The 12,107-nt window shown below is 70.0% G+C and carries 12 protein-coding genes; 4 read left to right on the top strand and 8 right to left on the bottom strand.

Annotated features, from left to right (window positions below; translation table 11 throughout):
- Nucleotides 1-22 precede the first annotated feature (22 nt).
- The 7 genes from ACIRD8_RS20750 to ACIRD8_RS20720 all read right to left on the bottom strand — a co-directional run bounded on the left by ACIRD8_RS20750 (nucleotide 23) and on the right by ACIRD8_RS20720 (nucleotide 7,814).
- Nucleotides 23-484 (bottom strand): hypothetical protein, encoded by a 462-nt coding sequence (locus ACIRD8_RS20750; protein ID WP_403993321.1) that lies wholly within the window; start codon nucleotides 482-484, stop codon nucleotides 23-25.
- A 131-nt stretch (nucleotides 485-615) separates the two neighbouring features.
- Entirely contained in the window at nucleotides 616-2,031 is a 1,416-nt protein-coding gene (locus tag ACIRD8_RS20745) for an NAD(P)/FAD-dependent oxidoreductase (protein ID WP_403993318.1), read from the bottom strand.
- A 22-nt stretch (nucleotides 2,032-2,053) separates the two neighbouring features.
- A complete protein-coding gene (locus ACIRD8_RS20740; RefSeq protein ID WP_403993315.1) occupies nucleotides 2,054-2,857 on the bottom strand; it encodes an ABC transporter permease in 804 nt (267 codons plus the stop codon).
- A complete protein-coding gene (locus ACIRD8_RS20735; protein WP_403993518.1) occupies nucleotides 2,857-3,771 on the bottom strand; it encodes an ABC transporter permease in 915 nt (304 codons plus the stop codon). Before ACIRD8_RS20735 ends, ACIRD8_RS20740 begins: the two co-directional genes overlap by 1 nt.
- Before the next feature lie 26 nt (nucleotides 3,772-3,797).
- Entirely contained in the window at nucleotides 3,798-4,952 is a 1,155-nt protein-coding gene (locus tag ACIRD8_RS20730; protein WP_403993312.1) for an ABC transporter ATP-binding protein, read from the bottom strand.
- A 51-nt stretch (nucleotides 4,953-5,003) separates the two neighbouring features.
- On the bottom strand, nucleotides 5,004-6,251 hold the full coding sequence (locus tag ACIRD8_RS20725; RefSeq protein ID WP_403993309.1) for a spermidine/putrescine ABC transporter substrate-binding protein: 1,248 nt from the start codon (nucleotides 6,249-6,251) through the stop codon (nucleotides 5,004-5,006).
- A 48-nt stretch (nucleotides 6,252-6,299) separates the two neighbouring features.
- Nucleotides 6,300-7,814, bottom strand: a complete 1,515-nt coding sequence (locus ACIRD8_RS20720; RefSeq protein ID WP_403993306.1) for a gamma-aminobutyraldehyde dehydrogenase — start codon at nucleotides 7,812-7,814, stop codon at nucleotides 6,300-6,302.
- A 218-nt stretch (nucleotides 7,815-8,032) separates the two neighbouring features.
- On the opposite strand from ACIRD8_RS20720, the gene ACIRD8_RS20715 reads away from it, so the two are divergent.
- The gene (locus ACIRD8_RS20715) at nucleotides 8,033-8,572 is read left to right on the top strand and encodes an NADAR family protein (protein ID WP_403993515.1); all 540 of its coding nucleotides are present in this window, start codon (nucleotides 8,033-8,035) and stop codon (nucleotides 8,570-8,572) included.
- A gap of 67 nt (nucleotides 8,573-8,639) precedes the next feature.
- Here ACIRD8_RS20715 and ACIRD8_RS20710 read toward each other — a convergent pair whose 3' ends face one another.
- Nucleotides 8,640-9,350: a DUF4190 domain-containing protein gene (locus ACIRD8_RS20710; protein ID WP_403993303.1), complete on the bottom strand. Its 711-nt coding sequence runs from the start codon at nucleotides 9,348-9,350 to the stop codon at nucleotides 8,640-8,642.
- Nucleotides 9,351-9,469: 119 nt separating this feature from the next.
- Here ACIRD8_RS20710 and ACIRD8_RS20705 point away from each other — a divergent pair, with 119 nt between their 5' ends.
- The 3 genes from ACIRD8_RS20705 to ACIRD8_RS20695 are packed head-to-tail and all read left to right on the top strand — an operon-like array spanning nucleotide 9,470 to nucleotide 12,090.
- Nucleotides 9,470-10,504, top strand: coding sequence for an adenosine deaminase (locus tag ACIRD8_RS20705; RefSeq protein ID WP_403993301.1), 1,035 nt, complete (start codon nucleotides 9,470-9,472; stop codon nucleotides 10,502-10,504).
- Nucleotides 10,505-10,527: 23 nt separating this feature from the next.
- The gene (locus ACIRD8_RS20700) at nucleotides 10,528-11,232 is read left to right on the top strand and encodes a glycerophosphodiester phosphodiesterase (RefSeq protein WP_403993298.1); all 705 of its coding nucleotides are present in this window, start codon (nucleotides 10,528-10,530) and stop codon (nucleotides 11,230-11,232) included.
- Nucleotides 11,233-11,283: 51 nt separating this feature from the next.
- Nucleotides 11,284-12,090, top strand: coding sequence for an SAM-dependent methyltransferase (locus ACIRD8_RS20695; protein ID WP_403993295.1), 807 nt, complete (start codon nucleotides 11,284-11,286; stop codon nucleotides 12,088-12,090).
- The last annotated feature ends 17 nt before the right edge of the window (nucleotides 12,091-12,107 follow it).

Raw genomic sequence — 12,107 nt, 5'->3', positions numbered from 1 at the left:
TGTCAAGACCTCTGGCGGCGCCTCACCTCCCGCCCTCGCGCGCGCCCCTGGCCGCCGCGGCCTCGTGCAGGGCGAGCTCCAGGAGGGTCGCGTCGGTGAGCGTGCCCGATCCGTCCGGCGGGATCAGCCACCGCACGCCGCCCACGGTGCCGCCGGGCCGGGGAACGACGATCCACGCCCCGGCACCGACCCCTCGGATCCCCGTCCCGACCCAGCGGGCCGCCGTCCCCGGGGGCACGAAGAAGCCCATCCGGGACTCGCCGAAGTCCGCGAGGACGGGGCCCGGCCTGTCGAGGAGCCGGGTCAGCACATCGAGCGTGGGATAGCCCAGCTCGCCCGGGACGATCAGCACGTCCCAGCGTTTTCCGGCGGGGAGGAGCGCCATCCCCTGGGGATCGCGCCCCCACTCCCTCCGGCAGGCCCTCGGATCCGGTGCCACCGATGCGAGCCAAGCGACCGCGGCTTCCGCCCCCGTGCGGGTCATGGACTGCCTCCCTCTCCCCGTGGGCACCGGCAGGGTCCTGCCGGTGCGTGTACGGAGGAGAGGGCGCGGGACCCGGATCATGACGCGGGTTCGGCCATCGAGCGGCAGTGATCTGGGTCACCCTGCCGTGCTCAGCTGTCGAAGCCGAGCCCCAGCCGGTCCATGGTCCGCAGCCACAGATTGCGGTGTCCGCCATGGCTGTCCGCCCGGGCGAGCGACCTCTTGGTGAGCTCGATCCCCGTCCAGGCGAACGGCTCGGGCGGGAAGGGCATCGGCTTGGTGCGGACCATGCCGAGCGCGGTCCGCTCCGTCTCCCGGCCCCCGAGCAGGTCGAGCATGACCTCCGCGCCGAAGCGCGTGGCCCCGACGCCGAGACCGGTGTATCCGGCGGCGTACGCGACCCGGCCGCGGTGGGCCGTACCGAAGAAGGCGGAGAACCGGGAACACGTGTCGATCGCACCGCCCCAGGCGTGACTGAAACGCACACCGGAGAGCTGGGGAAAGCATTCGAAGAACTGCCCGGCGAGTTTGAGGAACGTCTCCGGCCGCTGGTCCAGCGCGGAATTCAGCCGGCCTCCGTACGGATATACGGCGTCGTATCCGCCCCACAGGATCCGGTTGTCAGCGGAGAGCCGGAAATAGTGGAACTGATTGGCACTGTCCCCCAGTCCCTGGCGGTTCTTCCAGCCGACCGAGGCGAGCTGGTCCGCGCTCAGGGGCTCCGTCATCAGCGCGTAGTCGTACACCGGGACCGTGTACGGGCGCACCCGCCTCACCAGCGACGGGAAGATGTTCGTGCCGAGGGCGACGTCACGGGCGAACACCCTGCCGTACGGGGTGCGCACGGCCGTGCCCGCGCCCGAGCGGGCGAGTTCGAGGCCCCGGGTGTTCTCGTAGATCCGTACGCCGAGGCCGAGGCACGCCTCCTTGAGACCCCAGGCGAGCCTCGCCGGGTGCAGCATGGCGACGCCGCGCCGGTCCAGCAGGCCGCCCAGGAATGTCGGTGAGTCGACTTCCGCGCGCATCCGGTCCCGGTCCAGGAATTCCAGCCCGCCGAGGCCGAGGTCCTCGGTCCTGCGGTGCCATTCCCGCAGCTCGTCCAGCTGGTGGGGCTGTGTGGCCACGTCGATCTCGCCGGTGCGCTCGAAGTCGCAGTCAAGGGAGTAGCGGGCGACGGCCGCCTCGATGGCGTCGAGGTTCCGTGCGCCCAGCTCCTCCAGCTTCCCGATCTCGTCCGGCCAGCGCTCCAGGCCGTTGGCCAGGCCATGGGTCAGTGAGGCCGCGCAGAATCCGCCGTTGCGGCCCGAGGCGGCCCAGCCCACCTCGTGGCCCTCGATGAGGACGACATCGCGCCCGGGATCGCGTTCCTTGGCGATCAGCGCGGTCCACAGGCCGCTGTAGCCGCCGCCGACGACCAGGAGGTCGCACCGTTCGTCACCGGTCAGTGCGGCGAGGGCCCCGGGCCTTCCCGGATCGTCGAGCCAATAGGCCAGGGGTCGCGCGTCGGAGAGTGATTGTGCGGCCGTACGCATGGCATCCGGGGCCATGGTTTCCAACTCCTTCGAATTTCTACTTTACCGCGTTGCTCTTACGCCGGTTGGCAACGATCTGACCGGCGAGAACCACCGTGACGGCGATGACGAACATGGCCGTGCCTATCACGTTGATCTGTACGGGTGTTCCACGCTGCGCCGATCCCCAGACGAACATGGGGAACGTCACCGTGGAACCCGCGTTGAAATTGGTGATGATGAAGTCGTCGAAGGAGAGCGCGAATGCGAGGAGTGCTCCCGCGGCTATTCCGGGTGCGGCGATGGGGAGCGTCACCCGGACGAAGGTCTGGACGGGCCCCGCGTACAGGTCGCGGGCGGCCTCCTCCAGCCTGGGATCCATCGACATCACGCGCGCCTTGACCGCGGTCACCACGAAGCTGAGGCAGAACATGATGTGGGCGATCAGGACGGTCCAGAAGCCGAGTTGAGCGCCCATGTTGAGGAAGAGCGTGAGCAGCGAGGCCGCCATGACCACCTCGGGCATCGCCATCGGCAGGAAGATCAGCGAGTTGATCGCGCCGCGGGCCCGGAAGCGGTAGCGCACCAGCGCGAAGGCGATCATCGTGCCGAGCACGGTCGCGCCGACGGTCGCCCAGACGGCGATCCGCAGCGAGAGCGAGAGCGAACCGCAGAGGTCGGCGACGCCGCAGGGGTCCTTCCAGGCGTCGAGCGAGAACTCCTGCCAGGCGTTGTTGAAACGCCCCTTGGGCCGGTTGAAGGAGAAGACCATCACGACGGCGTTCGGCAGGATCATGTAGGCGAGGGTCAGCAGACCCGCGATCACGACCAGGTTCCGTCGGAGCGTACGGAGTACGGACATCAGACCAGGTCCTCCGTCCCGGAGCGGCGGATGTAGACGGTGACCACGAGCAGGACGACCGCCATGAGGATGAACGAGAGCGCGGCGGCCGTCGGGTAGTCCAGGACCCGCAGGAACTGGGTCTGGATGACGCTGCCGACCATCTTGGTGTCGGTGGAGCCGAGGAGTTCCGCGTTGACGTAGTCGCCGCTGGCCGGGATGAACGTCAGCAGGGTGCCGGAGACGACCCCGGGCATGGACAGCGGCAGGGTCACCTTGCGGAAGGTGGTGGCGGGTGTGGCGTACAGATCGCCCGCGGCCTCGTGCAGCCGGCCGTCGATCCGCTCCAGCGAGGTGTAGAGCGGAAGGATCATGAACGGCAGGAAGTTGTACGTCAGACCGCAGACGACGGCCATGGGGGTGGCCAGGACCCGGTTGTTCTCGGTCCAGCCGAGCCAGGAGGTGACGTCCAGGACGTGCAGGGTGTTCAGCACGTCGACGACCGCGCCGCCGTCCGCGAGGATCGTCTTCCAGGCCAGCGTCCGGATCAGGAAGCTGGTGAAGAACGGTGCGATCACCAGCACGAGCACCAGGTTCCGCCAGCGGCCCGCCTTGAAGGCGATCAGATAGGCGAGCGGGTAGCCGAGCAGTAGGCACAGCAGGGTGGCGGTGCCCGCGTACAGCAGGGACCGGATGAACTGCGGGTAGTAGTCGGCGAGGGCGTCCCAGTACGTCCGGAAGTGCCAGGTGACCTCGAAGCCCTTCTCCAGGGAACCGGTCTGCACCGAGGTCGACGCCTGGTAGACCATCGGCAGCGCGAAGAAGACGAGCAGCCACAGGATGCCGGGGAGCAGCAGCCAGTAGGGGACGAGCCGCCTGCGGGTGGACGGCTTGCGGACCTCGGGCTCGGCGGAGTGCGACTCGGTCACGCTCACACCGCCCCCACCGGACTCGGTCGCGCTCACGCCGCGTCCTCCATGCCTTCCGCGACGCCGGCGTCGATGGACTGGGCGGCGTCGAGTCCGAAGGTGTGCTCGGGGTTCCAGTGCAGGACCACGTCGGCGCCGGGTACGAGCCGGCTGTCGCGCTCGATGTTCTGCTCGTAGACCTGGAGGGCTGTTCCGGCGGGGCTCTCGACGACGTACTGCGTGGAGACACCGATGAAGCTGGAGTCGGTGATGCGGCCGGTGACCCGATTGCGGCCGCCGGGTATCGCGGCGGCGTCGTCGGTGTGGGTGAGGGATATCTTCTCGGGGCGGACGCCCACGAGCAGCTTGCCCCCGCTCTCCGCCGGGGACGGACACCGCTCACCGGGCAGCCTGAGCTTCCCGCCGCCGGCCGAGACGACGACGTCCGTACCCGTGGAGACGATCTCCCCCTCGATGAGGTTGGAGGTGCCGAGGAAGTTCGCCACGAAGGTGGTCCGAGGGTTCTCGTACAGGTCGGCGGGGGCGCCGAGCTGTTCGACCCGGCCGCCGTTCATCACCGCGACGGTGTCGGCCATGGTCATGGCCTCCTCCTGGTCGTGGGTGACATGGATGAACGTGATGCCGACCTCGGTCTGGATCCGCTTGAGTTCGAGCTGCATCTGGCGGCGCAGCTTGAGGTCGAGGGCGCCCAGCGGCTCGTCGAGGAGGAGGACCTGGGGGTGGTTGATGAGCGCGCGGGCCACGGCGACGCGCTGCTGCTGGCCGCCGGAGAGCTGGTGGGGCTTGCGCCGGGCGAAGTCACCGAGCTGGACGAGGTCCAGCATCTCGCCGACCTGCTTCTTCACGGACTTGATGCCGCGGCGGCGCAGTCCGAAGGCGATGTTCTCGCTGACGTCGAGGTGCGGGAAGAGCGCGTAGCTCTGGAAGACGGTGTTGACGGGCCGCTTGTACGGGGGCAGGTCCGTGATGTCGCGGCCGCCGAGCGAGACGGTGCCGGTGGTGGCGTCCTCCAGGCCCGCGATCATGCGCAGGGTGGTGGTCTTGCCGCAGCCGGACGCGCCGAGCAGCGCGAAGAAGGAGCCCTGCGGGACGGTCAGGTCGAGGGGGTGCACTGCGGTGAAGGAGCCGTAGGTCTTGCTGATCCCGGTGAGACGGACGTCGCCGCCCTCTGTCTGCTGCTGTGTCATGGGTCGCGGTCCCAAGTGGTGTCGGGGGAGATCGGGAGGGGGACGGGCCGGTCAGGCGCCGATGAGCTTGGCGAACTTCTCCTCGTACGCCGTCTCCTCGTCGGGCTTGAGGGAGCGGAAGGCCCGCGACTTCGCGGCCATCGCCTTGTCGGGGAGGATCAGCGTGTTGGACGCCATCGACTCGTCGATCTTCGCGAGTTCACCCGCGACCCCGTCCACCGGACAGACGTAGTTGATGTAGGCGGCGAGCTGGGCCGCGACCGGGAGCTCGTAGTAGTAGTCCATGAGCTTCTCGGCGTTCGTCTTGTGCCGTGCACCTGCCGGGACGAGCATGTTGTCGCTCGACGTGATGTATCCGGCGGACGGGATCGAGAACTTGATCGCAGGGTTGTCGGCCTGGAGCTGGATGATGTCGCCCGCCCAGGCCACACAGGCCGCGATGTCGCCCTTGCTCAGGTCCGCGGTGTAGTCGTTGCCGGTGAAGCGGCGTATCTGCTTGGTGTCGACGCCCTTCTGCATCCGGCCGATCGCCGCGTCGAAGTCGGCGTCGGTGAACGTCCCGGGGTCCTTGCCCATGTCAAGAAGCGTCATGCCGACCGAGTCGCGCATCTCGGAGAGGAACGACACCTTGCCCTTGAGCTTCGGGTCGTCGAGGAGCTGGGTGACGGAGTCGACCTTCCGGCCGCCGGTCGCCTTCTCGTTGTAGGCGATGACGGTCGGGATACCGGTCCACGGATAGGAGTACGCGCGTCCCGGGTCCCAGTCGGGCGTACGGAACTGGGCCGACAGGTTCGCGAAGGCGTGCGGGAGGTTGGCGTGGTCGAGCTTCTGCGCCCAGCCGAGCCGGATGATGCGCGCGGCCAGCCAGTCCGTCACGATGATGAGGTCGCGGCCGGTGTCCTGACCCGCCGCGAGCTGCGGCTTGATCTTCCCGAAGAACTCGACGTTGTCGTTGATGTCCTCGGTGTACTTGACCTTGATCCCGGTACGTTTCGTGAACGCGTCCAGGGTCGGACGGCTCTTCTCGTCCTCGCTGACGTCCATGTACTCGGTCCAGTTGGAGAAGTTGACCTGCTTCTCCGCCGCCGAGTGGTCGTCCGAGGCCGAGGCGTCCCCCGCCCGCGCGGCGGGCGGGATGCCGCACGCGCTCAGCGACCCGAGGCCGCCGAGCGCGAGGGCTCCCATGCCCCCCGCCCGGAGAAGCGAGCGGCGGGTGAGGGCGCCCCTGCCGCTCGTGAGGCTGCGCCGCACGGCGGCCAGCTGTGGCGCGGAGAGGCGTTCGGGCTCGTACTGCTCCATACGCGTGTGCCCTTCCGGGTGGGTGGGGCCGCCGGCCGGCGGCCGCTGCTATCGGTCCGCGAAGACGGTGCGGTGCCAGTCCTTCCTGGCCACCGCGGTGTTGTCGTACATGACGTGCTTGACCTGTGTGTACTCCTCGAAGGAGTACGACGACATGTCCTTGCCGAAGCCGCTGGCCTTGTATCCGCCGTGCGGCATCTCGCTGATGATCGGGATGTGGTCGTTGATCCAGACGCAGCCCGCCCTGAACTCACGGGTGGCGCGGTTGGCCCGGTACAGACCGGTGCTCCAGGCGGAGGCGGCCAGTCCGTACGGGGTGTCGTTGGCGAGGCGGATTCCCTCGTCGTCGGTGTCGAAGGGCAGCACGACCAGGACGGGGCCGAAGATCTCCGCGCTGACGATCTCGCTGTCCTGGGCGGCGCCCGTGATCAGGGTCGGCCGGTAGTAGGCGCCGTCGGAGAGCGCGCCTCCGGGGGCCTCGCCGCCGGTGACGACGGTGGCATAGGCGCGGGCCCGGTCGACGAATCCGGCGACCCGGTCACGCTGCTGATGGCTGATCAGCGGACCCAGGTCGGTCGAGGGGTCGAAGGGGTCACCGAGCCGCACGCTCTCCATCAGGGCGGCGACGCCGCTCACGAACGCGTCGTACAGGGGGCGCTGGACATAGGCGCGGGTGGCGGCCGTGCAGTCCTGGCCGGTGTTGATGAGGGAGCCGGCGACCGCTCCGTGGACCGCGGCGTCGAGGTCGGCGTCGTCGAATACGAGGAAGGGCGCCTTGCCGCCCAGCTCCAGGTGGAGCCGCTTGACGGTGGAGGTGGCGAGCTCGGCGACCCGCTTGCCGACGGCGGTGGAGCCGGTGAAGGAGGTCATCACGACGTCGGGGTGGCTCACGAGGTGCTCGCCCGCGTCCCGTCCGGCGCCGGAGACGATGTTGATCACACCGTCGGGGATGCCGGCCTCCGTGGCGGCCTGCGCGAACATCAGCGAGGTCAGCGGCGTGATCTCGGCGGGCTTCAGCACGATGGTGTTGCCGGCCGCGACCGCCGGGAGGATCTTCCAGGCGGCCATCTGGAGCGGGTAGTTCCAGGGCGCGATCGAGCCGATGACACCGAGCGCCTCACGGCGTACGTAGGAGGTGTGGTCGCCGCTGTACTCGGCGGCCGCCTTCCCTTCGAGGTGACGGGCGGCCCCGGCGAAGAACGAGGCGTTGTCGACCGTGCCGGGGACGTCGAACTCGGTGGAGAGCTTGAGCGGCTTGCCGCACTGGAGGGATTCGGCGTACGCGAGGTCCTCGGCCTGGCCGGCGAGTACGGCGGCGAAGCGGTGCAGCGCCTCCGACCGTTCGGCAGGGGTGAGTCCCGACCAGCCGGGGAACGCCTCGCGTGCGGCGGCCACGGCGGCATCGACGTCGTCGGTGCCCGCCAGCTCGTAGCGGAGGACCGTGCGGCCCGTGGCCGGGTCGACCACGTCCTGTTGGCGCCCCGATGTGCCGGGGCGCAGGCGCCCGCCGATGTACTGCGCTCCCCCGGCGAAGCGGTCCTGCACCTGGAAACCGTTGCCCATGACGTTCTCCTCCGCTGCCCCCGTGACCAGGGGCGGCGTAGCTTCTTGTCGAATTGAGTGCCGATCCTGACAGAGCAGACCTCTACCAACAAGTGATTCCGTTGTTTCCTTTTGGTTACGCGACGGAATCTGTCGACGATGTGTCTCGTGCGTGCGGAAAACCCTGTACTGGCTGTCAGTGGCGGATGTCAGACTCGGCTGCCATGGGACAGGAACACATGGACGGCCTCCTGGCGCGCACGGCACGCGGGGAGAACGTGAAGTACCTGCCGTTCTGGGGGCACCGGCCCCGTTCGGACGGCAGGCTCGGGGAGAGCTGCCTCTCCCAGTGGTGGCCGGCGCCGTTCACGGTCGGTCCGGTGACCTACGCGTCGGCCGAGCACTGGATGATGGCCGGCAAGGCGCGGCTGTTCGGGGACGCGGAGGCGGAGGCGCTGGCCGTGGCGGCGGGCAGTCCCGCGGCGGCGAAGAAGGTGGGCCGGCTGGTCAAGGGGTTCGACGACGCCGTCTGGGCGCGGGAGCGGTTCGCCCTGGTCGTCGAGGGCAGCGTGCACAAGTTCGGCCAGGACCCGGCGCTGCGGGCCTACTTGCTGAACACCGGGGAGCGCGTGCTCGTCGAGGCCAGCCCGGTGGACCGGATATGGGGCATCGGACTCGCCAAGGACGATCCGCGGACCGCGGACCCGGCTTCCTGGCGAGGGCTGAATCTGCTGGGCTTCGCGCTCATGGACGCGCGCACACGGTTGCGCGCGGGATGACACGGCGCGTGGCCGGGCCCGGGGCGCCATCGCCCAGGCCCGGCCACGGGCGGCCGCTCACCGCGGGTCAGCGTGAGGTGCCGACGACCAGCGACGAGGCGTACGGGTCCTCGTAGTCGTAGCTACTGCCCGATTCGTCGTTGGCGACGGCCCAGATCAGGAATCCGAGGAAGACCGCGCTGATGGCGATCGAGACCGATCCCAGGATGATTCCGGCGAGTGCCATGCCCCCGTTGGTCGCCTCGCCCCGCTTGGCGCGGCCGCGGCCGATGATGCCGAAGATCAGGGCGAGGATGCCCAGGATGATGCCGAGTCCCCACATGCAGAAGCCGGCCACCGCGATGATGCCGAGGACCATCGCCGCGGTACCGAGCCCGTTCGCGGGCGCCGGACCCCAGGACTGCTGGCCCCCGTAGCCGGGGTATCCCGGGTAGCCGTACGAGGCCGAGGGGGCGGGAGGAGCGGCCGGATAGCCGTACGCCGCCGAGGGCGCCGCGGGGGCGGCCGGGTAGCCGTACTGCCCTGGATTCCCCGGCCCGTTGGGCCCGACCGGCGGCGCGGGTACGGGGGGCTGCTGGGGGCCGAAGGATCCGGCCGGGCCGGGTATGGGCCCGGTGCCCGCGTCGGCGTTCGGCATGGACGTGACCGTGGGCTGGTCGTGCACGGCGGGCGGGACCGCGTCCGCGGGCTGCTTGCCCAGCTCGACCCTGTTGTCCGGCGGAGCCCAGGGATCGCGCCGCGCGCCCTCGCCCCCGGGCTGCTGTGTGTTGTCTGACATGGGCCTCCCCCATCGTGGTCACGCCATGCTACGGCCCTGCATCGGGCCGCAGAGCCCCGCCTACGATGATCCGTGCAGCCGGTGCACCCGGCCGAAGACCAGAGATCCGGGAGTATCCGATGAACGATCTGCACCCCTTCATCGCGGGGCTGCCCAAGGCCGAGCTCCACGTCCACCACGTGGGTTCGGCCTCCCCGCGCATCGTGGCCGAACTCGCGGCTCACCACCCCGACTCCAAGGTCCCCACGGATCCGGAGGCGCTGTCGGACTTCTTCACCTTCACCGACTTCGGGCACTTCATCGACGTCTACCTCTCGGTGGTGGACCTGATCCGCACCCCCGAGGACGTCCGGCTGCTGACCTTCGAGATCGCCCGGGACATGGCACGGCAGAACATCCGGTACGCGGAGCTGACCGTGACCCCGTTCAGCTCGACCCGCCGGGGGATCCCGGAGCAGGGCTTCATGGAGGCCATCGAGGACGCCCGCAAGGCGGCGGAGGCCGAGCTGGGCACCGTCCTGCGCTGGTGCTTCGACATCCCGGGCGAGGCCGGTCTGGAGGCCGCCGAGGAGACCACCCGGCTCGCCGTCGACCTGCGGCCCGAGGGGCTCGTCTCCTTCGGTCTGGGCGGGCCCGAGGTCGGCGTGGAGCGTCCGCAGTTCAAGCCGTACTTCGACCGCGCGATCGCCGCGGGCCTGCACTCCGTCCCGCACGCCGGGGAGACCACCGGCCCGGGGACCGTCTGGGACGCGCTCACCTCGCTGCGCGCGGAGCGCATCGGCCACGGCACCAGCTCCACCCAGGACCCGGAGCTGCTGGCCCATCTCGCCGAGCACCGGATCGCGCTGGAGGTCTGCCCCACGTCGAACATCGCCACCCGGGCGGTCGCGGACCTCGACCGGCACCCGATAAAGGAGATGGTCGAGGCAGGCGTCCTCGTCACGGTCAACAGCGACGACCCGCCCATGTTCGGCACCGACCTCAACAACGAGTACGGGGTGGCGGCCCGGCTGCTCGGTCTCGACGAGCGCGGAGTGGCCGATCTGGCGAAGAACGCCGTGGAGGCCTCGTTCCTGGACCCGGCCGGCAAGCGGACGCTGGCCGCCGAGATCGACACGTACACGACGAACTGGCTGGCGGCCCCTGGCCGGTGACCCCGGCCGGTCACAATGGGCCCATGACCACCACTGTCACCGCCGTGGCACACCGCGGCGATCCCTACCGTGCCCGCGAGAACACACTCCCCTCGATCCGCTCCGCCGTGGACCGGGGGGCGGACGCGGTCGAGATCGATGTCCGGCTCACCCGGGACGGGGTGCCCGTGCTGCTCCACGACTCCACGCTGGAGCGCCTGTGGGGCCACGACGTCCGCCTCGACCGGCTGGACCACGCGGAGTTGACGGAGCGGACCGGCGGCGGTGTGCCCACCCTGCGTGAGGCGCTGTCCGCCGCCGGCGGCCGGCGGGTCATGATCGACCTGCCCGGCGCGACCGACACGACCGTACGGGAGACCGTGGGCGTGGTGCGGGAGTGCGGGGCGGCCGAGCGCGCGTACTACTGCGCGGACACGCACGCGATGCTGAAGGTGCGCGCGGCCGATCCGTCCGCCGAGATCGCGCTGACCTGGACGACGCTCGCACCTCCGCGCCCCGTCCTGCTCGAAGCGGTGCGGCCCCGCTGGCTGAACTACCGTTTCGGGCTGCTCAGCCGCGAGCTGACCGACCGTGCCCACGCCGACGGGCTGCTGGTCTCCGCCTGGACGGCGGACACCCGGCGCACCATGCGGCGGCTGATCGCGTACGGCGCCGACTCGATCACCACCAACCGGATCGACGCACTCCGGGCCCAGTTGGCGAACTCCTCACCCCCTGGCGCTTCTTGATCGGTCCGGCATCATGGGCGGTCCGTACCGTCCGTGATCCCTGGAGCAGACGTGACCGAGCCCGGCCCCCGCACCGCGCCCTCCCGTGTCCGTGCCGACATCGCCCACAACGCCCGGGTGTGGAACCACTGGCTCGGCGGCCGCGACAACTACCCCGTGGACCGCGTGGTGGGCGACCGGGTCACCGGCCTGTATCCGAGCATCGGTGAAGTGGCCCGCGCCGACCGGGCGTTCCTGGGCCGGGTGGTGCGTCATCTGGCCGGCGACGTGGGGGTCGGCCAGTTCCTGGACATAGGCACCGGGCTGCCGACCGTGGACAACACCCACGAGGTGGCCCAGCACACCGCGCCCGACGCACGCGTCGTCTACGTCGACAACGACCCGATCGTCCTGGCGCACGCACGCACCCTCCTCAGCAGCTCGCCCGAGGGCGCCACGGAGTACGTCGACGCGGACGCCCGGGACCCGGAACGGATCCTGCGTGCCGCCGGGCACACCCTGGACCTCCGGCGCCCGGTCGCGGTGATGATGCTGGGCATCCTCAACTTCGTCCTGGACACGGGCGAGGCGCGGGGCATCGTGAGGACGCTGATGGACGCCCTGCCGTCCGGCAGCCATCTGGTGCTCACCCATCCCACGCTGGAGCTGGGCGGCGAGGGCAACGAGGCCGCGATGCGCTTCTGGAACGAGAACGCCACCCCGCCGATCACCGCCCGCAGCCGCTACGAGTTCGCTTCCTTCCTCGACGGCCTCGACATCCTGGAGCCGGGCATCGTGTCCTGCTCACGCTGGCGGGCGGGCGCCACGGCGCAGACACCCGAGGTCGCCCAGTTCGGCGCGGTGGGCCGGAAGCCCTGATGCGGAGATCCTGGCCC

Origin of the sequence: Streptomyces sp. NPDC102451, assembly GCF_044765485.1 — a bacterium.
Classification (GTDB): Bacteria; Actinomycetota; Actinomycetes; order Streptomycetales; family Streptomycetaceae; genus Streptomyces.
The sequence above is the reverse complement of the archived record's forward strand: the minus strand, read 5'-3'. Positions and strand labels throughout refer to the sequence as shown.